Raw genomic sequence first — 22,342 nt, 5'->3', positions numbered from 1 at the left:
CTGGAGCGGATTGCGTTAAACGCAATATAAAGCTGCCGATAAGTCAGTTTTCGTAAGCATTCGACTTTCTTAGACTTGCCCCAGCCATAAAATTGTTGCTGGAGTTGTCTACCCATGAGTTCCCTGTCCGCCCCTGCCACCGCGATCGCCGCCGCCCCCGCGCCGGCTGCGCCCGTGCAGTCGGCGTTCGGCCTGCGCGTGGTGGTCGGGCTGTTCGGCGTGTTGCTGGCCGTGCTGTGCGCCGGCCTCAACGAGTCGGTGACCAAGATTTCCCTGGCCGATATCCGCGGGGGCATGGGCATCGGCGCCGACGAGGGCGCCTGGCTGCTGGCGGTGTACAGCGCCGCGTCGGTTTCGGCCATGGCCTTCGCGCCGTGGCTGGCCACTACCTTCTCCTTGCGCCGCTTCACCATGAGCGCGGTCGGGCTGTTTGCGCTGCTGGGGTTGCTGCAGCCGTTGGCCCCCAACCTGCACAGCCTCATGCTGCTGCGCATCCTTCAGGGTTTTGCAGCGGGCGCCTTGCCACCGATGCTCATGAGCGTGGCGCTGCGTTTTCTGCCGCCGGGCATCAAGGTCTACGGCCTGGCCTGCTATGCCCTGACGGCCACCTTCGGGCCCAACCTCGGCACGCCGCTGGCCGGGTTGTGGACCGAATACGTCGGTTGGCAGTGGGCGTTCTGGCAGATCATTCTGCCCTCGGCCCTGGCCATGTTCTGTGTCGGCTGGGGCTTACCGCAGGACCCGCTGCGCCTGGAGCGCTTCAAGCAGTTCGACTGGCGCGGCGTGTTGCTGGGCCTGCCGGCCATCAGCTGCATTGTCCTGGGCCTGTCGCTAGGGGACCGCTGGGGCTGGTTCGATTCGCCGCTGATCTGCTGGCTGCTGGGCGGGGGCGTGCTGTTGCTGGTGCTGTTCCTGTACAACGAATGGTCCGAGCCGCTGCCGTTCTTCCAGTTGCGCATGCTGTCGCGCCGCAACCTGAGCTTCGCGCTGCTCACCCTGGCCGGCGTGTTGGTGGTGCTTTCCGGTGTGGGCAGCATTCCCTCTGCCTACCTTGCGCAAATCCAAGGGTATCGCCCGGCGCAAACCAGCCCGCTGATGATGCTGGTGGCCATGCCGCAACTGATTGCCCTGCCGTTGACGGCGGCACTGTGCAACCTGCGTGCGGTGGACTGCCGCTGGGTGCTGGCCACGGGGCTGGCGATGCTGGCGCTGTCGTGCATCGGCAGCAGCCTGCTGACCTCCGAGTGGATCCGTAGTGATTTCTACCCTTTCTACCTGCTTCAGGTGTTCGGCCAACCGATGGCGGTACTGCCGCTGCTGATGCTCTCCACCAATGGCATGAGCCCGCAGGAAGGCCCATTCGCCTCCAGCTGGTTCAACACCGTCAAGGGGCTCGCCGCAGTGATCGCCGGTGGCCTGCTGGATGCCCTCGGTACGCTGCGCCGACACTTTCATTCCAACCACCTGGTGGACAGCCTGGGCAACGCCCCGCTGATCGATGACCACGCTACGGGCCTTGCCAAGCGTATCCATGACCAGGCGCTGGTGCTGACTTCGGCCGACCTTTACCTGGTCATGGCCGGTATCGCCGTGGCGCTGATCTGCCTGATTCCTTTCGTGCCTACCCGGGTCTACCCACCGCGCGCGGTGGCCTGAGCCCGGATGAATTCGAGACCGCTGAAAATGACCAACAAGCGCAAGACAATCGTGATCGGCTCGGTACTCGCCGTGGCCGTGCTGGCGGGTATCGTCGGCCCCTGGCTGCTCGGCAGTGACCACCGGCAAAGCACCAACGACGCCTACGTGATCGCCGATTACACCGTAGTGGCGCCCAAGGTGGCCGGCTTCGTCAAGCAAGTGCTGGTCGAAGACAACCAGCAGGTGCAGGCCGGCCAGTTGCTGGCGACCATCGATGCGCGGGACTACCAGGCCGCCCTGGATGCCGCGCAGGCCCAGTTGCTGGTGGCCAAGGCGCAAAGCGCCGATGCCCGTGCCACCCTGGAACGCCAGGCGGCATTGATTGCCCAGGCCGAGGCGGCGGTGAAGGCAGCGCAGGCTGAAGCATCGTTCGCCGACCACGAGGTCAACCGCTACAGCCGCCTCGCCCAGCAGGGGGCCGGCACCGTGCAGAATGCCCAGCAGGCGCGCAGCCGGGTCGACCAGGCCCGCGCACGGCTGGCCAATACCCAGGCTGCATTGGTTGCCGCGCGCAAGCAGGTGGACATCCTCAGCGCTCAGGTCGCCAGCGCCGATGGGCAGTTCAAGCGTGCCGAAGCGGGCGTTGAAAAAGCTCAGCTGGACCTGTCCTACACGCGCATTACCGCCCCGGTGGATGGCATGGTCGGTGAGCGTGCCCTGCGCGTTGGCGCCTTCGTCAACCCGGGCGCACGCCTGCTGTCGGTGGTGCCCTTGCAGCATGCCTATGTGGTCGGCAATTTCCAGGAAACCCAGCTGACCCATGTGCAGCCGGGGCAGCCTGTCAGTATCAGCGTCGATACCTTTTCCGGTGAAACCCTCAAGGGCCATGTCCAAAGCATTGCGCCTGCAACTGGCGTGACCTTCGCGGCAGTAAAACCCGACAACGCCACCGGCAACTTCACCAAGGTCGTGCAGCGCATCCCGGTGAAAATCGTCTTCGATGACGGCCAGCCGTTGCTTGCGCGCCTGCGTGTGGGCATGTCGGTGGAAGCGACCATCGACACCCGTGGTGACACGTTCAGTGGCAAAGAGGTGAGTGCACGATGAAACCGGCAGTACGCTTGAGCCCCTTGCTGCTGGCCGTACTGATGGCCGGCTGCACCCTGGGCCCCGACTTCAAACGCCCGGACAGCCAGGCCCCGCAGCAATGGGCACCGCTGCAGGGCCAGGCGGCACCCAGCCAGCCGCAAGCAGAACCGCTTGAACTGCGTTGGTGGGAGACCTTCCACGATGCGCGCCTGAGTGCGCTGATCCAGCAGGTGGCCGAGCGTAACCTCGACCTGCAGATCGCCAGTGCGCGGCTGCTGCAAAGCCGCGCCTTGCGCAGCACGGTGGCTGCCGACCAGGCGCCGTCGGTCGATGTGGATGGCGGCTACAGCCGCGCCCGTAACAGTGCCGAAGGCCTCAGCGACCCGTCTGGCAAAGCAGGCAAGTCGGCGTTCAACCTGTGGCAGGGCGACCTGGTCGCCGGTTGGGAGCTGGACCTCTGGGGCCGGGTGCGCCGGCAGGTGGAGGCTGCCGACGCCACGGTGGAAGTGGCCGAGAATGACCGGCGCGGTGTGCTCTTGGCGCTGTTGTCGGAAACCGCAGGCAACTACATCCAGTTGCGTGCCGTGCAGCACACGCTCGATGTCACGCGCGACAACCTGAAGGTCGCCCGGCACAGCCTGAAGCTGTCCCAGGACCGCCAGGCCGAGGGTGTCGCCACCCGGCTCGACGTGGCCCAGGCCAGTGCCCAGGTTGCCTCGATCCAGGCCCGTCTACCGAGCCTGGAGGCCCGGCGCGACGACCTGATCAACGCGCTCAGCCTGCTGGCGGCCGAGCCCCCACGCAGTTTGCAGGCACAGTTGCTTGAGGGCGGGGAGTTGCCCGCGCCGCAGCAGCAATTTGCGATCGGCTTGCCGTCCGAGCTGGCCGAGCGCCGTCCGGACATCCGCCAGGCCGAGGCGCGGCTGCATGCGGCCACTGCCAGCATTGGCGTGGCCAAGGCGGATTTCTACCCCAGCATCCGGCTGTCCGGCAGCGTCGGCTTCCAGGCCATGCAACTGTCGGATTTCGGCGCCTGGGACTCGCGCCGCTTTGCCTTCGGCCCACAGCTGTCGTTGCCGATCTTCGAGGGTGGCCGGCTCAAGGGCACCCTGGCGCTGCGTGAGGCGCAGCAGCAGGAGGCGGCGCTCAACTACCGCAAGGTGGTGCTCGGTGCCTGGCACGAGATCGACGATGTGTTACGCCTGTACAACGCCAGCCAGCTGCGCCGTGATCATTTGGCCGAAGCGGTGCGGCAGAACCGCATCGCCCTGGAAACCGCCCAGCGTCAGTACGTGGAAGGGGCAGTGGACTTTCTCAACGTGCTGACTGTACAGAGTGCGTTGCTGGCCAGCGAAGAGCAGTGGATCGACAGTTCGGCGGCGGTATCGCAGGCATTGGTCGGGCTGTACAAGGCTTTGGGTGGTGGCTGGCAGGCGTTCGACGGGCAGCCGACGACAAAGGTGTGATCAAGCGGAGGCAGCCATGCACCTCTCCCTCAATGGAAAGCGCGCACTCATCAGTGGTTCCATGGCAGGGCAGGGCCTGTCTACCGCCATAGACCTAGCCGCCGCCGGCGCCGAAGTCGTGCTCAACGACCGCACCCAGGCGTTGGTCGATGCTGCGCTGAGAGCGGTACGTGAGCGCTTGCCCAAGGCACGGATCATTGGCGTTGCCGCTGACCTGGGCACCGAACAGGGTGTGCAGGCCTTGCTCCAGCAGGTGCCGCACACCGATATCCTGGTCAACAACGGCACGCGGGACGTTGCCCGGCGCCTGCAGCGTCATTACGCCCGCGGCATGGCCGAGCGCAAATGGGGGCAGGTGATCCACCTGGGCGGTGAATCAGAGCGGTCGCAGCAGCCCGAAGCGTTTGCGCAGTACCCAGTCCAGTAACCGGCGTGGCAGCCAGCGTGCCAGTAGCGGCAACGCCGTACTGCCATTGCCCAGCCGCACCACCGCTGGCACAGGCGATTTGCGCGTGGCCACCAGCAGCCCTTGGGCAAATTGCGCCGCGGATGTGGGCCGGTCTTGCGAGGCGCGGGCCCGCGCCTGGATATGCTCGCGCAGCGGCCACCACGGCGACTGCGCCGCTACCACCTGATCGGCTTGGCGCTGGGCATTGCTGGCGAATTGTGAGGCGATCGCCCCCGGTTGCACTTCCATCACCTGAATGCCGAAAGGCGCCAGCTCCAGGCGCAGGGCGTCGCTCAGTGCGTGCACGGCAGCCTTGGAGGCGCAGTAGGCGCCGGCGAACGGCGTGACCAGTACGCCCGATACACTGCCGATGTTGACCACCAGCCCACGCGCACGGCGCAGCAGCGGGAACAGTGCACCGGTTACACCGATCACGGCGAACACATTGGTTTCGAACTGTTGGCGCAGGGCGTCCACGCCGCCATCGAGCAGGGGGCCCATGGCACCGTAACCTGCGTTGTTGACCAGGATGTCGAGCCGGCCGTGGCGTGCTTCCAGCTCCTCGGCCAGGTGCTTCAGGCCCTCGGCGTCGTTGACGTCAAGCTGCCGGGCGGTGAAGCCGGCGCCGGCCAGGTGTTCGACGTCTTCGGCTTTACGGGCGGTGGCCCAAACGTCGTGGCCGGCATCGCGAAAGGCTTCGGCCAGGGCGCGGCCGATGCCGCTGGAACAACCGGTGATCAGGACGGTGGGCATTGGGCAGGCCTGTGCTCAAAGTAAGTTATGTATAGGCTGGGCTGGCCCTATCGCCGGCAAGGCAGCTCCCAGAAGTACCCCGAATCTGCGGGCAGCGGTGAACCTGTGGGAGCCGGCTTGCCGGCGATAGGGCCAGAGCAGGCACCGTATCAGTTGGCGAATGTACCCTGTAGATGCTCGGCACGAAACTCCAGTGTCTGCGGCCGGTAGCCGGCGCGCAGTGGCGGCAGTGGCAGGCAATCGGTCCATTCTGCCCCAGGCTGCAGTTCGCCCGGCCCACGATAGCGCGGTGCGCTGTAGGTGTTTTCGGCCAGGTTGATGGTATCGCCCGGGGCATAGGCACCGACCCGCCAGCGCAGTTCTGTCAGCGGAGCCTTGTTGCCGTTTTTCATGTGTACCTTCAAGGCACGGTCGGCGGGGCATTGATCCGGGGCATAGGTCAGGCGCAGGTCAAGCCGAGCCAGTTGCGAAGCTTCGCGTGTGTCCTGCCAGACGACGAACAGCGCGACCAGCCCGAGGCCGCAGACAGCGGCCAGCGAGATCGGCAGGGCCTTGGCCGGGTAACGCAGCAGCAGTACCAGCCAGGTGAGGATGAGGAAGGCGCCGATGATCATGTGGTCCGATTCCCGTTCGAGTCTTCGGACATCTTGGAGCGGCCAGCTGCAAGCTGCAAGCGGCAAGCTGCAAGAGAAAAGCGGGTCGGCGGTGGCCCCACATCTGTAGGTACACCGCCGACCCGCTGTGCTTGTAGCTTGCAGCTCGTAGCTTACTGCGCGATGGTCTTCACCGATACGCCACGTTCGACGGGAGTTGCCGTGCGCCCATACACATCCTCGAAGCGCTCGATATCATCTTCGCCCAGGTAGCTGCCGGACTGCACTTCGATGATCTCCAGCGGGATCTTGCCCGGGTTGCGCAGGCGGTGGACCGAGGCGATCGGGATATAGGTCGACTGGTTTTCGGTGAGCAGGAACACGTTTTCATCGCACGTCACCTCGGCGGTGCCCGATACCACGATCCAGTGCTCGGCACGGTGGTGGTGCATCTGCAGCGACAGGCTGGCGCCCGGCTTGACGGTGATGTGCTTGACCTGGAAGCGGCCGCCCATGTCCACCGAATCGTAAGAGCCCCACGGGCGGTACACCTCAAGGTGGTTCTGGGTTTCGCTGCGGCCTTGCTCGTCGAGGGTCTTGACCATCTGCTTGACGCCCTGGACCTTGTCCTTGTGGGCAATCATCATCGCGTCCTTGGTCTCGACCACGACGATGTTTTCCAGGCCGATCACCGACACCAGCTTGCCATTGCCATGGATCATGCAGTTGCGGCTGTCCTGCACCACCACATCACCCTTGGTGACGTTGCCATTGGCGTCCTTGTCATGCACTTCCCACAGCGACGACCAGCAACCGACGTCGCTCCAGCCAGCCGACATCGGCACTACGCAGGCGCGCTGGGTCTTTTCCATCACCGCGTAGTCGATGGAGTTGTCCGGGCAGCAGGCGAAGGTCGCTTCGTCGATGCTCAGCACATCATCTGTTTCGTCGCTGCGCTCCAGGGCCAGCACGCAAGTGTCATAGATGTCGGGCTCGTGCTTTTTCAGCTCTTCAAGGAAGCGGCTGGCGCGGAACAGGAACATGCCGCTGTTCCAGAAGTAGCCACCGGACTGAACGAATTCGGCGGCGCGTTTTTCGTCGGGTTTTTCGACGAACTGCGCCACCCGGGCCACACCTTCGGGCAGCAGGGCGTCCTGGCTGGAGCGGATGTAGCCATAGCCGGTCTCGGGCTTGGTCGCCGGGACGCCGAACAGCACCATCTCGCCACGCTCGGCGGCCACGGTGGCCAGGGCCAGGGCACGTTGCAGGGCCTTCTGGTCGTCGATCACGTGGTCGGCCGGCAGCACCAGCATCAAGTCATCGCGCCCCTCGTTGACCAGCTTCATGGCGGCCATGGCCACCGCAGGGGCCGTGTTGCGGCCGAAGGGTTCCATCAGGATGCCCTGGGTTTGCAGTTTCAGCGCCGCGAGCTGTTCCTGGACGATGAACTTGTGGTCCTTGTTGCAGACCACGATCGGGGCGTCCATGCCTTCGAACACCAGGCGCTCGAGGGTTTGCTGGAACAGCGTGTGCTCACCGGTCAGGGCGAGGAACTGCTTGGGGAACTGCTTGCGCGACAAAGGCCACAGACGCGAACCGCTACCACCAGAAAGAATTACCGGGATCATGTTGTTTCTCCAATAAGGTCGTTAAAGAGGCAGAGGATCAGTTGGTGGACACTGGGCGGGTGACCCAGACTGGCGACAGGCTGCTGCCCGAGCCGGTGACGTACAGCACGGCGGCTTCGCCGCGCTCCAGGGCGACGGGTTTGACGTCGCTGACTTTCTTGTCTCCTGCAAACAGGGCCAGGTTCACCTTGACCGGGTTGATCTCACGCTCGCCACGGCCTTTGGCAGCCACCGGAGTAACCACCTCGGTCTTGCCGTCAGCGGTCTTCAGGGCCAGCGCCTGATCGCTCAGGTTCTGTACACGCACCAGGGCTTTCTGCTTGTTCTTGAAAGGCGGTTCTTCGATCAGCTGCGGGTTGCCGCTGCCGTTGTTGACCAGGGTGTAGTACTTGTCTGCGGCGAGCTTGACCGGGACACTCTTGCCGGCGACCTGCGCGGTGTAGTCACCGCCCGGGAGGAAGCTGAAGTCGCTGCTGGCCTGGGCGCCGACCTGTTTGATCTGGGTGTTGCCGACGCTGGCGGCAGCCGGTGCAGGGGAGGCGTTGTACAGGCGCACGAAGGTCGAGCCTTTCGGTGCGGTCGGGCCATACAGGGCAGCGTCGGCGCCGGCGAATGCCTGCATCGAAGCCAACGACAGGCCTGCTGCGAGGGTGAGGGCTTTGGCAATGGAAGTCTTGGTAGTCATGTGCGTGTTCCTCTCTATCTATCAGTGGTCCGTCCGGTTGGACGACAGGGCCAGGTTTTCTTCGGATTTGCGGGTGTTCTTCAGTTGCGCGATCCACTGTGGATCGAAGCTGCTGAGGTCGTTTTTCATTGGCAGATAACGTTCGGGGAATTCCCACACCACAACCTGTGGCGCGGCGTTCTTGAAAGCATCGCTTTGCAGGTACTTGAGCATTGGCAGCAGGGGGCCGTGGCCGTCTTCGGCATAGTTGGCGACGTCGCTGCGCAGGGCCTGCTGCAGCGCGCCGAGGAAGTTCCAGTGCGGGTTGGCGCTGTAGCTGGTGCCGACCAGGGCGACCGGGATCTGGCTGTCGGCGAACAGGGCATCGCCCGCATCACCTTCGGCCTCGACCGGGCGCGTGCTGCGTTGCTGCAGGGTGTCCGGGCTGGGCAAGAGGTTGCTGAACAGCGGGTCCAGTGGCAGGAAGTTGGTCAGGTCGCCCTTGTACGGGGCGGTGTTGCCGGTCTCGGTGATGAACGTCTGGGGGGCGCCATTGAGCAGGCTCTGGCGCCCGACCGCCTCGGCCACAGCCTGTGCGGCGACTTCAGCGCCCATCGGCGTCCAGTGGGTATCGGTGCGCAGGAAGACCTGGCCGCGGGCCTTGGCCTGTTCCATCGGGGCCATCAGGTCAGGGGCGAACACGTTGGCCTGACGGACCTGGGCATGGAACTGGTTGTACAGGTCGTCATGCAGGCTGGCTGGCGCCTCCTTGCCCACATACTCCGAGTAGACCCGCGCCTTGGCCGGCACGATCGCCAGCACCAGCTGGCTGCCGTGCTGTTGCAGGGTGTCGCGCACACCGCGGATCAGCGCCAGGTTTTCCTGCATGAGCTGGTCGGCACCGGCAGTCGGTTTGAACTCTTCGTCGCTGAACAGCCACTGGTCACGGCCCAGCACCACGCCTGGGCGGCCTTCGTTGAACAGCTTGTAATCCAGCGCGGCCCAGAGGTTGGTGCCCAGGCGCTTGATCGGGAACTCGTCGTCGTAGTGCGTCTCGGCGGCCTTGGCCAGCTTGCCGTTGAGCACGGTCATCTGTTCGGTGCGCTGGAAGCTTTGCAGGCCACCGGTGGACCAGGCGCCCATGCCTACCAGCAGGCCGATGAACGACAGGGAATAGGTGATGCGTAATGTCCGGGTCATGGTCATCAACCTCAGAACTGGAAGTAAAGGAACGGCGAGTAGCTCTGCGCCGAAAGCTTGAGGATCGAGGCCACGAACAGCAGCAGGATCAGGGCGCGGGTCATCACCCGGGTCCAGTCCAGGCCAAGCGAGCCGTCGGCATTGACCTGCGCCGGGGTGCGCATGGCTGCCGGCGGGGTGGCATTGCGGTAGAAGTCACGCAGGCCGAAGAACGCCAGGGTGATGTAGGCGATGACCAGCGTCGCCACCTGAAGCCCGGTGAGCTGGGCGCGGTTGAGTTCGGACAGCTGCCACTCGCCGAAGCTGAACATGGCGCCGTACATGCGGCCGGCCACTTCCAGGTTTTCGGCGCGGAAGATCACCCAGCCGACCACCACCAGCAGGAAGGTGAACGCCCACTTGACCGGGTTGAAGCGCTGCGGGTTGGTGTCCAGGCCCAGTGCGCGCTCGATTGCCAGCCACATGCCGTGCCAGGCGCCCCAGATGATGTAGGTGAAGTTGGCGCCGTGCCACAGCCCGCCCAGCAGCATGGTCAGGAACAGGTTGCGGTAGGTGTTGAAGGTGCCTTTGCGGTTGCCGCCCAGAGTGATGTACAGGTAGTCGCGCAGCCAGGTCGACAGGCTGATGTGCCAGCGGCGCCAGAACTCGGTGATCGACTGGCTGATGTAAGGCTGCTTGAAGTTCTCCATGAAGCGGAAGCCCATCATCAGCCCCAGGCCGATGGCCATGTCGCTGTAGCCGGAGAAGTCGAAGTACAGCTGCGCGGTGTAGGCCAGCGCACCGAGCCAGGCGTCACCGGTGGTCGGGTTCTGCAGGGCGAAGCAATGGTCGGCGACCACCGCCAGGGTGTCGGCGATGAACACTTTCTTGATGAAGCCCTGCATGAAGCGGGTGCAGCCTTCGGAGAACTTGTCCAGGGTGTGGGTGCGGTTGTTGAACTGGTCGACCAGGTCCTTGAAGCGCAGCACCGGGCCGGCGATCAGGTGCGGGAAGATCGCCACGAACGCTGCGAAGTCGATCAGGTTGCGGGTGGCCGGGGTGTCGCCGCGGTACACATCGATGATGTAGCTGATCGACTCGAAGATGTAGAACGAGATACCGATCGGCAACAGCACGTGGGTGAGGATGAAGGGCTCAAGGCCGAACGAGCTGATGATCGCGTTGAGGCTGTCGACGCCGAAATTGGCGTACTTGAAGTAGCCGAGGATCGCCAGGTCCACGCCTACGCCCAGCAACAGCCAGCGCTGTGCAGGCTTGGTGCGCACGCCAGCGGCGCCGACTTTCAGGCCGATCCAGTAGTTCCACAGGGTGACACCGGCGAACAGGGCGAGGAAGTCCACCCGCCACCAGGCGTAGAAGATGTAGCTGGCGACCAGCAGCAGCAGGTTGCGATAGCGTTGCCCGCTCAGGTAGTACAGGCCGAGGAATATCGGCAAGAACAGGAACAGGAACACGTTGGACGAGAAGACCATCCCGGTTCTCCTAAATTGTTCACAGCATCCAGGGCAAAGCGCCCCCCAAACCCCCCAGTGAGAAACTGGAGGAAACCTTTGTTGCTTCAATACCGCTGGCGAGGGCTTGGCCCTCGTTTCGCGACGCGAGGCCGCTCCTACAGATTCAGCGCCGTCCTTGCAGGAGCGGCCTTGCGTCGCGATGGGCCGCAAAGCGGCCCCCATTCAGGCAACGCTCATTTCTTGGATTGCGCGCTCGGGTCATAGACCCGGGTCAGGTTGCCGCCCAGGCGGAAGCTGTCGAACGGCTGCATCCGGTGTTTGCGCTCAAGCGTGTCGCCCATGCACTGGTACAGCGCGCACCAAGGCTCGAGCCAGGCGTACTTGCCGTCGACCTTGAGGTCCTTCATGTCCTGTTTCTCACCCGCGCGCTCGGCGAAGTGGCGCGGGTCGCGGGCGCCGTACAGCACGCCTTCACCCAGGCGCTGCAGGGCAAAGTTGTTTTCGCTGCGCAGGTCCACGCCATTGGCCTTGGCAAAGCTTGCGATCATCGCCAGTGGCGGCAGGGCGTAGTTGTGGTAAGCCAGGGCACGCTGCTTGCGCTTGATTTCGTTGGGCAGGAAGCCTTGGTCGTCGATCTGGTTGGCGCCGACCTTGTATTCCTTCACCGCCCAGTCGAACAGGTCACGGCGGTCGGTGGCCACGGCGGTGGCCATCACCGACCAGGCCGCCCAGTAGCTGTGGTTGTTGATCTTCTCCAGCGGCAGGTTGCTCCAGTCGCGCACGGTCTGCTCGGCGAGGCGGGCGAACCACTTCTCGATCAGCTCGGCCTCGGCCTGGTGTGCTGCCAGTGGCTGCGAATTGGAGAACTTCAGGCGCAGCCACGAGCCGCTCATGCTGCCCAGCGCCCATTTGCGCATGGACTTGCCGGTGTGGTTGTAGTTGGTGGACATCAGCGCATCGGCGCGCGCCCAGGTGCCCAGCCAGGTCAGGGTGCAGTCCAGTTGTGCCGGGCGGCCGTCACGCATGTACTGGTTGACCATCTTGGCGACACCACGCTCAAGGGTGGTGATGTCTTTGGTGGAGTCGCGGAAGGCTTGTTCCGAGTCCCGGTTCAGGGTCGCCCGAGCCTTGTCCGAGCCTTCGTACTTGCTGCGAAATTGCAGCGCGCCGGTGAAAGGTTTGGGCGCAGATTCGCAGCGGAAGTTGCCGTCGCTGGTCTTGATTTTTTCAATCCCCTCGTAATAACCCTGGGGGGGACCAGCGCGGCATGCGCGGCACCTCCGTACAGGGCCAGAACGAGCAGGGCGGGGCTGAAGATTCGCTTGAATGCAGTCATGGTCGCCTCACTGGCCGGCCTGCGCGGTTTGCGCGGGCACGGCGTAGTTGTTGCGTTTGCAGAGCTTGGCCTCGACCTTCTGGGTACCGTTTTCCGGCCCCTGGACTTCCAGGGCCAGCAGGTTCTGGCTGGCCCAGTCCTCGTCTTCACGCATCTGGAAGACGAAGCGGCCATTGGTGTCGGAGGTTTCCGGCTTCTCGATCTTGATGTCCTCGTGGCGCCCGTTGAGGTACCAGAGGGTGGCTTGCAGCACCTTGACCGAAGGGTCTTCGAACTTGATGTCCATCTGCAGGTTGCGGTTGACCAGGTCCTTGATCACGCCGCCCTTGCCGTTGACCATCAGCTCGTTCTTGCCGGGCTTGAGGGTGCTGCTGGCGCTCATCAGTGCCGGGCGCGCGTCACAGCCATCGTCGAGCAGAGCGAGGATCTGCCGCCAGATGGTTTCCTGGTCCAGGCGATACAGCGGCGAGAATTCCCAGATGAGGATCTTCGGTGGATTGTTCTGGAATTCCTCGCTGCCCAGGTACTCGATCATCGAGCCTTCCAGGCCGCCGCCAGGGAAGGCGACGTTGAGCACGTCGGCGCCGATGTACTGCTCGAGGAAGCCCGAGAAGTTGTAGTTCTTGCCGCTGTGGCTGGTGCCGACCAGGGTGATCTGGGCGTTACCGCTGTCGCCGAACAGATCGTCGCCGCCGCTGGCGCCTTTCGGTTCGGTGGCGAACTGGTCCATGTACTGCACGGCGTAGCTGGTGCCGCACAGCTGCCCGGCAACGTTGTGCAGGGTGCCGGTCTTGCCCATGCGCCCGGACTTGTGGGTCTCGAATTCCTTGCGCGGGATACCTTCGAAGGCCGGCATCTTGTGTACGGTGTCGGCCACGATCCTGGCTGCACGTTCGGCGCCGTAAGGCGTCCAGTGCTGGTCACCACGGAAGTAGAAGTCCTTGCCCTGCTCGGCGGCCGCCAACTGTTCGTTGGTCAGCGGCGACAGGTCCGGCACGTTGTAGCCCATGCCGGCGAAGCGCTTGAGCATGGCCTGGTAGTTGCCCAGGGCCTTCTGGTAATCGAAGGCGGCTTTCTCGGCCGGGTTGAGCATGTTGCGGTTCACCAGGCCCCGGGTGGGCTGGTACACCACCACCAGTTCCACGCCCCGCTTCTTGAACGCGTCGTGCACTTGCTGCAGGCGTTTGTAGCCTGCCGGTGTGGTGCTGAACTCGGTACGCAGGTCTTCGCGGGTACGGAACAGCCAGTCACCCTTGGCCTGTACCAGCGTGGTGAAGTTCTGCTGGTAGCGTGTGGTGTAGCGGCTGGCGTCGTGTGCTTCGGGGCACAGCTGGCAGCAAGGCTCGGCAGTGAAGGTCGGCGCCTTGACCTCGTCGGCGCGCACACCCTGGCTGATGGCCAGGAGGGCGGCGGACAGGCCCAGCAGTTTCATCAAGTGTGGGGTCATGGTCTGGGCTTCCTTAATCGATCATTTCGGTCTGGCGTTCGACCGGGTCGATCAGCACGGCCTTCTGCTGGCGCACCAGCAGGTCGAGGATTTCGTCCTGGCGCTCGCCCAGGATGCCGTTGAGGCTGATGCCGTTGGATTTGCGCGGGGCGAGCATGGAGACTTTGTACAGCTCCACCGACAGCGGCGAATCGATCGAAAGAGGCCCCGAGCCGTTGGCCGCCAGCTCACCGCCGACCACGATCAGCGAGACCTTGGTGTCGAACGGGTCGAGGGCGATGTCACGGTCGGTGTCGGACAGGTCCTTGATGTGCCCGTACACGCCAACCAGGCCATTGGCCATGGCGACGTTCTCGTACAGGCGGATGTTGACGCTGTTGCGCACGCGGATGCCGTGGCGACGGTTGCTGATCAGCTTGTTGCCCCAGATCAGGTTGTCACCGCTTTCGTACAAAGTGATGCCGTCGGTGTGGTTACGGTAAATTTCGTTGTAGGCGATCAGGTTGTTGACGCTGTTACGGTCGATCACCACGCCCGAGAGCTTGTTGTCGTAGCTCTTGTTGTTGATGATCCAGCTGTCGTTGACCTCACGCGAGACGATGATCCCGTGCTTTTTCTTGGTGCCATACACCGTGTTGCCGGCGATGATCAGGCGGTGCGAACGGTCGTGCGGGTCGATGCCGTAGACGATGTTGTCGCGGTAGGTGCTGTCCTTGACCACGAAGTCCTGGGTCTCGTAGCAGTAGAACCCGTACCACATGTCACTGAATTCCGAGCCGATGATCCAGCCGGTGGGCTCCGGGCGGCCCATGCGCTTGGCCATGTTCGGGGTGTACTGCGAGATGCTCACACCGTACGACTTGGACTTGGCGTAGCCAAAACTGGCCATCTTGGTGTTGACGATGTACGTCTCGGTGCCGCCCCACGACAGCAGGAACGGGCGGAATTCATTGGGCGAGCGGAAGGTCGCCGGGCCGTTGTCCTTCTCGCGCCAGCCAGTGACCTGGGTGTCGCTGACGAACAGTTTGCCGTCATTGACCAGGAACGCGCCGCCCTCCTGGGACAGGCGCAGTTGCTTGACCTTGCCGTCGATCTCGAGGATGCCCTTGTGCCCGACCACGATCGGCAGGCGCGCCAGGTAAACACCTGGCTCGACTTCGCTGAGGTACTGCTTGGGCACCTTCTTGCTCAGTTCGACCAGGTCGACATGGCCGTCATCGACGAAGATTGCCTGGGGGATGCCGTGCTGGCGTTGTACCCACTCGGCAGCCTTGTTGTCGCCGCCGATGAATTCCTTGAGCGATTCTTCCTGCAGCATGCGGCGCACGCTGACCTTGCCCTTGTGGCTGCGGTCGATCTTTTTCTGCACAGCGGCGGCGGTGTAACCGCTCAGATCGGGCAGCTTGGGCGGGTCCATGTGCAACGGCTCGGTCGGTGCGCTGGACACGGTGTAGGTCTTGGCATGCTGCAGTTCCTTGGCGATCACCGCAGGTTCTGCGGCGACGGCCAGCCCTGAGGCCAGCAGCAGAGCGCTGGCCAGAAGGCTGTGACGTAAGTGCGGGTGAAGGTTCATTGCAGGTCCTCTACCGGCCTTAGAAGCGCCAGATCACGTCGACGAAGGCGCGGTGCATGTAGGAGTCCGCTTCCTTGCCATAGGCATCGCCGGGCTTGAACACACCGGCGCGCAGGCGCACCAGCGCGGACGGCTCGTCGATCGCCTGGCTCATCGAAGCAGGCAGCAGGCCCTGCTTGAAGTACTTGGTGACGACCACGTCCATTTCCTGGCCCAGGTCTTTCTCGCCGTTGACCAGCGGGCGGCTCACGCCGTTGTCGTTGACTGCAGCGTTGATGCCGCTGGAGCCGATGTTCTGCGAACCATCGACACGCCAGAACTTGTGGTAGATGAAGCTGGCGTCGTAGTCCTCGCGCAGTTGCCAGGAGGCGAACAGGGTGGCCGCCTGCAGGTTGCCCAGCTCGCCGCGGAAGGCCTCGCCGAAGCGGTGCACGCGCGAACGGGTGCCGGTGAAGTTGGAGCGGTTGCTCTCAAGGCCGGTCTGCTCGAAGTTGCTCGAACCGTCGTCGCCACCACCGCCGCTGCCGCGGGCATAGGCCGCGCCGACCTGCCAGTTCGGGTCCAGGCGCAGGCGGATGCCCAGGTCGGTGGCCCAGGCGTTGACGTCGCCGCTCTGCTTGCCGACGACGACCTGGTCGTCACCGACCAGCTGGCTGTTGAGCTTGTCGCGATCACCGGTCAGCCAAGTCAGGCTGCCCCAGTAGTTGACGGTGTGGTCGTTGCGCCAGTTGTAGGCGTCGCTGTTGGCTTCCAGGCCCAGCCAGGTGAGGTCGCCGGTGCGAGTCTTGTCCAGTGCGTCGATGGTTTCGCCCGGGCTTTTCAGGCTGCCGCTGTCATGGGTGTGGTGGGCGCGCAGGCCGACCCAGTGGCCGGGTGTCCACTGCGTGGCGACGTTACCGTAGATGTGCGTACGGTCTTCGTCTTCCGGGGCCAGCTCGGTCAGGTCGGTGCGGTATTCGCTGAAGCGTTGGGCCACACCCAGGTCAGCCTTGAGCAAGGTGGTGTCGAAGGTCCAGTTCAACGCTTCGATGTTGGTGTCGCGCCACATGCCGTCGTCGCTGCGCAGGCGTTGGCGACCAAGGCGCAGCTGCTCGCCCGGGTAAGCCGTGAGGCCGCTGTAGCCGACCCAGAACTCGCGCATGGCCAGGTAGCTTTTGTCGGGTTGGCGGCTGTCGTCACCGGTGTCGGTGGTGGTGCCGTCATCGTTCTGGCGCAGGGTGTCGGTTTCGATGGTGTCTGTGGCAGCAACGGCCTGGCCCATGGCGAAGGCACTCCAGTTGCCGCGCTCGCCGTATACCCAAGGGCGCAGGTCAAGGCCCAGGCCGTTGACGTCACCGCCGGAGCGGGTGCCCAGGTCGCGATCGTCTTCCGACTGGCCGGTGATCTTCACATCCAGGCCGAAGTTTTTCTGGGCGGTCATGTCGGCCAGGGTCGGGCAGGACCACAGCAGGGCGAAGCTCAGGCCGATGCCGGCTTTCACGAAGGGATTGAGCGTCATAGCGAGTCCTCACCGTCTACTTCTTTTTCGTCGTCTTGCAGGGCCTCGAGGGCCAGGGTGCCGCCTTGGGCCATGCTGCCGCGAGCCTGCTTTTCCTGCGTCAGCAGGCTTTGTGCCTGGCTGCGCTGGTCAGGCGTGAGCTGCTGGTCGAGTTGCTGCAGCAGCTCGGTGGACTGCGGCGTCGGATTGGCTTGCGAAAGCTGGGCGAATACCCAGGCGTTGCCCGGTTGTGGGCGAATGCCATGGCCTTCGCTGAACAGCTGGGCAAGGGCATAGTCGGCACTGTTCTGGCCGCCGCGGGCTGCGCTGAGCAGGTGATCGACGGCCTTTTGCGGCTCGACGTTGCCCAGGTAGCCACGGCGATACAGCTGGCCGAGGTAGTAGTGGGCGCTGACTTCGCCGGCCTCGGCAGCTGCCTGCAGGTGGTGTTCGGCCTTTTCGGCATCGGCGGGCAAGGTCTTGCCTTCGTAGTACAGGCGGCCCAGCAGCAGTTCGGCACGCGGCTGTTCGGCTTCGCGGCCCTTGTCGATGTAGGCCATCAGCTGGTCGGTGTCGCCCAGTTCCGGGAAGTCGTAGACCAGTTGCGCCAGGCTCACCCAGGAAGCCGGATTGGCCGGGGCGACCTGCTCCAGCAGCGCTTTGGCGGTTTTTTCGTCGGTCTGGCCCAGGCTACGGTCCGCCAGTACACGGGCAACGCTGTCGACCCGAGTGGCAGGCACCGCACCGCGGGCATAAGCGGATTTGAGCTGGCCGAGCAGGGCGGCTTGCTGGTCGGCCTGGCCGCGTTTCTGGTACACGGTGGCCAGCTCGACGTAGCAGATGTCGTTGGTGTTCAGCGCCGCCTTGCAGATCTTCTCGACTTCACCCAGGTGCTGGTCGTAGGTGCCCTGGGTGCGATACAGCAGCACCTGGGCCAGGCCCGCTTCCGGGTTACCGGCAGCGCGCCACTGGTCGATCTGCTGCTGTGCATTGATGTTGGGGAAACTCTGCGGGTAGGTCAGGTAGAGCATCGCCAGCGGGATCAGGGTATTGCCTTGGCCCTGCTTGGCGGCGAGCTTGAGCAGGGTCTGAGCTTCTTCGCGTTCGGCCTGGGTGCTGTCGGGCTTGGCCACCAGCAGGCGGCCGAGGCGTGCCTGGGCGCGTGGCGAGGTAGCCGCCGCAGCGCGATAAGTGGCCTCAGCTTCCTTGAGCTGCGAGGGATCGCGGGTAGCGACCTTGATGTCGGCCAGGCCTACTTGTGCGTCGCTGTAGCCCAGGTCAGCCAGGGCCTTGTAGTTGCGCTCGGCCAGCGCGGTGTCACCGCGCTTGAGGGCTTCGTTGGCCAGGCGCTGGTCAGGCAGGCCCGCACAGCCTGCCAGGGCGATCGCCGCGGCCAGGGCACAGAGGCCCAGGCTTGCGCTTTTCTTGTGGGGAATCATCGTTTGATCCTCTTACAGCCCACGGGCCACGGCTTTGTCGATCAGCCAGTTGAGCGAAGGGCCACGGTCGCTGCTGACCGATGCCGGGCGCCCGGCCAGCTCGGCAGGCAGGCCGCCGTCTGGTTTGATCTGCACGCGGATGTCGGACGCCAGGTTTTCGCTGTCGAGGCTGGCGCTGCTGACGATCTGGCCGGTGCGCACTTCGGTTTCGCCCGCCACCTGGAAGTTGACGCGGGTACCTGGCTTGACTTCGTCGAACTGGCGGTAGCTGAAGCGTGCCTCGACCATCGGGTTGCTGGTACGCGGGACCAGTTGGAAGATCGGCTGGCCCTTGGCGGCGTACTGGCCATCGTCCACCAGCTGGCGGGCGACTACGCAATCGCAGGGGCTGGTGAGGGTGCCGGAGAGTTGCTTGCCGAACAGTTCCTCGACCTTGGCCGGTTCCAGCTGCGAGTCGTCCAGGTGGCCTTTGAGCATGTCCAGCATGCTGGTGCTGAAGCTTGCCAGCGGCGCGCCCTTGACCACCATGCCACCGGGCTCGACCAGGCTGTTGACGGTGCCGTCACGCGGCATGGTGATGTTGGTGGTCGGCACTGCGACCACGCCGGCTTCGGCGTGGCTGACGAAGTACATGCCGTACAGCGATTTGGCGACGAAGCCGAAGGCGGCCACACCAACGACGAACACCCCGAGGGTCACGGTCACTGCCTTGAGGCGGCCGAAAGCGGACAGTCCGGAGCCGCCGTCCTTCTGTTTGCGCGCCTTGGTGAAGTTGTCGCGCTGCAGGGTGCTGAGCACGTCGCCGACGCTGATCAGTTCACCCGAAAGGTGGCTGGTGATGATGTGGCGCAGGGTGGCGATGTCGCGGGGTTCGAGGTTCTGGAACTGCGCACCGGTACGGCCATCGCTCGGGTTGCAGGAGCGCACCTGAAACTCGATGTCCATCGACAGGCCCAGGTTGTCGACCACGAACTGCAAGCGCCCGCGCAGTACCTGGCCGACCTGCAGCGGCTGCTTGGCGTAAAAGCTCAAGCCGCCTGCGGACAGGTCTTCGACCTTCACCTCATGGGTCTGGCGTTCGCCATCCAGGTAGCGCAGCTTGGCCGGGATGCGCACCCGGGCGTGCTGGCGCTGGGCTTCGGACTCATGCACGACATTGACGTTCACGGCGGTATTCATGGTGGTTTGTTCCTGTTAGTTCCGATCCGGGTTGGGCTCACACGACCATGAACAGCACAGCGACGAAGATGCTGGCAGCCGAGAAGGTCATGGTCCGCGAGGACCAGGTGTTGAACCATTGTTGAAAACTGGCGAGGTCGCGTTTCAGGGCAGTCGGTTGACGGGTCCAGGACTGCTTGTCGAGGCGGAAGAACACGTAGATCTTCATCAGTGCGCCGACGATCTGGTTGTAATAGAGGATCAGCGGATAGGCCGGGCCGACGTTGTGCCCCGAGCACAGCAGCATGATGGTGAGGATCAGGCGGGTGATGCCGATCCACAGCAGGTACACCAGCAGGAAGCCGAGGCCGAACTTGAGGCTGGCGATCACGGCCACGGTCAGGCCCAAGAGGCTGGTCCACATCGACACGCGCTGATCGAACAGCACGATGCTGGTGAACAGCCCCAGGCGGCGCATGCCCAAGCCCAGCGCGCGGGAGTTCTGCCGCAGGTTGTTGCCGTACCAGCGGTACATCAGTTTGCGGCTGGCCTTGAGGAAGCTCTTCTCCGGCGGGTGCTCGACCGTGTTGATGGCGGCGTCCGGCACGTAGAAGGTGTCGTAGCCAAGGCGCATCAGGCTGAACCAGCTGGACTTGTCGTCCCCGGTGAGGAACTTGAAGCGGCCCAGGCGCCAGTGCATCAGCGAGTCGCTTTCGACGTCGGCGATGAACTCGGGGTTGGTCACAACGCTGGCACGGAACATCGACATGCGCCCGGTCATGGTCAGCACGCGCTTGCTCAGGGCCATCGAGCACATGTTGATGTGGCGCTGGGCGAAGCGCAGCTTGTGCCACTCGCTCATGATGTAGCCACCGCGCACTTCGCAGAACTCGTTGGTGGTCAGGCCACCGACGTTCGGGTACAGCTTGAACCACGGTACGGTCTTGCGAACCACGCCTTCGGCCAGCACGGTATCGCCGTCGATCACCGCGACAACGGCGTTCTCATCCGGCAGCATCCGCGAGATGGCGCGAAAGCCGTACGCCAGGCCATCACGCTTGCCGGTCCCGGCGATGCGCACGATGTCCAGCTTCACGTGGGCGGGCGGGTTGTATTTGGCCCACAGGCTCTTTACCAGCAGTTCATCGGACATTTCCACCAGCGAACAGACCACGGTGGTGGGGAAGCCGCAATCGATCGCTTCACGGATCACTGAGCTGTACACCTGGGCAGTGGTCAACGCTTCGATGCGAAAGCTGGTGACCATCAGGTACACGTGCGACGGGTCGGCCGCGCTGCCCATCTTCTGCACCTTGCGGCGCAGGTAGGGGTACACGCCGTAAAGGAAGATCATGCCGCGAATGAAATGGGTGGCGCCCATGGAGTAGCGCCAGATGCCGACTGCGCCGACCAGGAAGATGAAGTGCTTGGACTGTGAGTCGAAGATTTCGGCCGGCAAGGCCAGGGCGATCAACATGAGCAGGCTCATGTAGAGCAGCCAACCGGCGCACTGCAGCAGCACTGTCTGTAGCCTTTGCATGTTCAGCATCCGTCGAGAATTCTGGGAAAAGGGCAGCGCAGGAGGCCTGCGCTGCCTGGCTGCTGGCTTACCAGCAGATGCCTTCGGTACGGCTGGTGTTGCAGGTCGGTTTGTTCATGAAACCGACCAGGTCGATCACTTGCTTGCCTTCTGGCGCTTGTTCGGCCAGGGCGCGGAACTGCTCGTCACGGTTGCCCAGGACGATGATGTCGGCGTTGTCGATGACCTTCTGGAAGTTGGCGTTGAGCAGCGACGAGACGTGCGGGATCTTCGACTCGATGTACTCTTTGTTCGCGCCGTGAACACGGGCGTACTCGACGTTCTCGTCGTAGATGTCCAGTTGGTAGCCTTTGCCGATCAGGCGCTCGGCCAACTCCACCAGCGGGCTTTCACGCAGGTCGTCGGTACCGGCCTTGAAGCTCAGGCCCAGCAAGGCGACCTTGCGCTTGTCGTGGGCTTCGATCAGTTCGAAGGCGTTCTGCACCTGCGATTCGTTGCTGCGCATCAGCGAGTCGAGCAGTGGCGCCCGTACGTCGAGGCTGGCGGCACGGTAGGTGAGGGCGCGCACGTCCTTGGGCAGGCACGAGCCGCCGAAGGCGAAGCCAGGGCGCATGTAGTACTGCGACAGGTTCAGCACCTTGTCCTGGCAGACCACGTCCATCACGTCGCGGCCATCGACGCCGACCGCCTTGGCGATGTTGCCGATTTCGTTGGCGAAGGTGACCTTGGTGGCGTGCCAGACGTTGCAGGTGTACTTGATCATCTCGGCGACTTCGATCGGCTTGCGGATGACCGGTGCATCGAGTTCTTCGTACAGGCTTTGCAGGACGTCGCCGCTGGCGCTGTCCAGTTCGCCGATGACAGTCATCGGTGGGTGGTCATAATCCTTGATCGCGGTGCTTTCACGCAGGAACTCGGGGTTGACCGCGACGCCGAAGTCGACGCCGGCTTTCTTGCCCGAGCAGTCTTCGAGAATCGGGATGACCACGTTCTTGACCGTGCCTGGCAGCACGGTGCTGCGCACCACGATGGTGTGGCGGCGAGTGGTGTCACGCAGGACGTAGCCGATTTCGCGGCAGACCGACTCGATGTATTCCAGGCCCAGGTCGCCATTTTTCTTGCTTGGGGTACCGACGCAGATCATCGACACGTCGCTGGCGCGGATGGCCTCGGCGAAGTCGGTGGTGCCACGCAGGCGGCCGTTGGCGATGCCCTGCTGCAGCAGTGCTTCCAGGCCAGGTTCGACGATGGGCGACTTGCCCTGGTTGATCAGGTCGATCTTGGTGCTGGACACGTCCACACCAATCACGTCATGGCCTCGCGCCGTCAGGCAACCTGCACAGACCGCACCCACATAACCCAAACCAAAGATGCTGATACGCATCGCTATCACCTCATGTGTTTATCACGCCAGCTCTTCCGGGAAGAGCCGGACCGGG

The 22,342-nt window shown here is 63.9% G+C and carries 17 protein-coding genes and 1 pseudogene; 4 read left to right on the top strand and 14 right to left on the bottom strand.

Translation table 11 applies throughout. From position 1 onward, the window contains the following. Positions 1-114 precede the first annotated feature (114 nt). From ACMGGN_RS17895 to ACMGGN_RS17880, 4 genes are read left to right on the top strand one after another with little or no spacing between them, the layout of a single operon-like run. Positions 115-1,656 (top strand): MFS transporter, encoded by a 1,542-nt coding sequence (locus ACMGGN_RS17895; RefSeq protein WP_251961997.1) that lies wholly within the window; start codon positions 115-117, stop codon positions 1,654-1,656. Between the two features lie 27 nt (positions 1,657-1,683). Beyond that, a complete protein-coding gene (locus ACMGGN_RS17890; protein ID WP_115273609.1) occupies positions 1,684-2,745 on the top strand; it encodes an HlyD family secretion protein in 1,062 nt (353 codons plus the stop codon). Beyond that, complete coding sequence (locus tag ACMGGN_RS17885; protein WP_115273610.1) at positions 2,742-4,193, top strand: efflux transporter outer membrane subunit; 1,452 nt, start codon at positions 2,742-2,744, stop codon at positions 4,191-4,193. Before ACMGGN_RS17890 ends, ACMGGN_RS17885 begins: the two co-directional genes overlap by 4 nt. Before the next feature lie 16 nt (positions 4,194-4,209). Further along, positions 4,210-4,620 (top strand): SDR family NAD(P)-dependent oxidoreductase, encoded by a 411-nt coding sequence (locus ACMGGN_RS17880; RefSeq protein ID WP_115273611.1) that lies wholly within the window; start codon positions 4,210-4,212, stop codon positions 4,618-4,620. Here the strand turns inward: ACMGGN_RS17880 and ACMGGN_RS17875 are convergent. From ACMGGN_RS17875 to ACMGGN_RS17810, 14 genes and pseudogenes are all read right to left on the bottom strand, one after another. After that, a complete protein-coding gene (locus ACMGGN_RS17875; RefSeq protein ID WP_281870332.1) occupies positions 4,570-5,394 on the bottom strand; it encodes an SDR family oxidoreductase in 825 nt (274 codons plus the stop codon). The two genes, ACMGGN_RS17880 and ACMGGN_RS17875, sit on opposite strands and share 51 nt — an antisense overlap. Before the next feature lie 149 nt (positions 5,395-5,543). After that, on the bottom strand, positions 5,544-6,008 hold the full coding sequence (locus tag ACMGGN_RS17870; protein WP_046784810.1) for a hypothetical protein: 465 nt from the start codon (positions 6,006-6,008) through the stop codon (positions 5,544-5,546). A gap of 152 nt (positions 6,009-6,160) precedes the next feature. Next, on the bottom strand, positions 6,161-7,615 hold the full coding sequence (locus ACMGGN_RS17865; protein ID WP_046784811.1) for a mannose-1-phosphate guanylyltransferase/mannose-6-phosphate isomerase: 1,455 nt from the start codon (positions 7,613-7,615) through the stop codon (positions 6,161-6,163). 37 nt (positions 7,616-7,652) lie between these two features. Then, positions 7,653-8,300 carry an alginate O-acetyltransferase AlgF gene (locus tag ACMGGN_RS17860; protein ID WP_115273612.1) on the bottom strand — a complete coding sequence of 216 codons (648 nt, stop codon included), beginning with the start codon at positions 8,298-8,300 and terminating at the stop codon, positions 7,653-7,655. Positions 8,301-8,321: 21 nt separating this feature from the next. After that, entirely contained in the window at positions 8,322-9,479 is a 1,158-nt protein-coding gene (locus ACMGGN_RS17855; protein ID WP_174142261.1) for an alginate O-acetyltransferase, read from the bottom strand. A gap of 11 nt (positions 9,480-9,490) precedes the next feature. Beyond that, on the bottom strand, positions 9,491-10,951 hold the full coding sequence (locus ACMGGN_RS17850) for an MBOAT family O-acyltransferase (RefSeq protein ID WP_012312809.1): 1,461 nt from the start codon (positions 10,949-10,951) through the stop codon (positions 9,491-9,493). A gap of 215 nt (positions 10,952-11,166) precedes the next feature. Further along, positions 11,167-12,269 (bottom strand): annotated as a pseudogene (locus ACMGGN_RS17845) (mannuronate-specific alginate lyase). A 7-nt stretch (positions 12,270-12,276) separates the two neighbouring features. Further along, positions 12,277-13,716: an alginate O-acetyltransferase gene (locus ACMGGN_RS17840; RefSeq protein ID WP_046784814.1), complete on the bottom strand. Its 1,440-nt coding sequence runs from the start codon at positions 13,714-13,716 to the stop codon at positions 12,277-12,279. A gap of 13 nt (positions 13,717-13,729) precedes the next feature. Next, the gene (algG, locus tag ACMGGN_RS17835) at positions 13,730-15,289 is read right to left on the bottom strand and encodes a mannuronan 5-epimerase AlgG (RefSeq protein WP_046784815.1); all 1,560 of its coding nucleotides are present in this window, start codon (positions 15,287-15,289) and stop codon (positions 13,730-13,732) included. A gap of 19 nt (positions 15,290-15,308) precedes the next feature. After that, positions 15,309-16,787: an alginate export family protein gene (locus ACMGGN_RS17830; RefSeq protein ID WP_115273615.1), complete on the bottom strand. Its 1,479-nt coding sequence runs from the start codon at positions 16,785-16,787 to the stop codon at positions 15,309-15,311. After that, positions 16,784-18,205 (bottom strand): alginate biosynthesis TPR repeat lipoprotein AlgK, encoded by a 1,422-nt coding sequence (gene algK / locus ACMGGN_RS17825; protein ID WP_414156158.1) that lies wholly within the window; start codon positions 18,203-18,205, stop codon positions 16,784-16,786. The genes ACMGGN_RS17830 and algK overlap by 4 nt, the downstream gene beginning before the upstream one ends. A gap of 12 nt (positions 18,206-18,217) precedes the next feature. Further along, positions 18,218-19,384 carry a PilZ domain-containing protein gene (locus ACMGGN_RS17820; RefSeq protein ID WP_115273617.1) on the bottom strand — a complete coding sequence of 389 codons (1,167 nt, stop codon included), beginning with the start codon at positions 19,382-19,384 and terminating at the stop codon, positions 18,218-18,220. Between the two features lie 37 nt (positions 19,385-19,421). Beyond that, positions 19,422-20,903, bottom strand: coding sequence for a mannuronan synthase (alg8, locus tag ACMGGN_RS17815; RefSeq protein WP_174142263.1), 1,482 nt, complete (start codon positions 20,901-20,903; stop codon positions 19,422-19,424). A gap of 67 nt (positions 20,904-20,970) precedes the next feature. Further along, positions 20,971-22,287 carry a nucleotide sugar dehydrogenase gene (locus ACMGGN_RS17810; RefSeq protein ID WP_125923860.1) on the bottom strand — a complete coding sequence of 439 codons (1,317 nt, stop codon included), beginning with the start codon at positions 22,285-22,287 and terminating at the stop codon, positions 20,971-20,973. Between the last annotated feature and the right edge of the window lie 55 nt (positions 22,288-22,342).

Origin of the sequence: Pseudomonas sp. BNK-30, from assembly GCF_047456185.1 — a bacterium.
Lineage (GTDB): Bacteria > Pseudomonadota > Gammaproteobacteria > Pseudomonadales > Pseudomonadaceae > Aquipseudomonas > Aquipseudomonas putida_E.
Note: the sequence above shows the minus strand (reverse complement) of the source record. Positions and strands in the feature narration are given on the sequence as shown.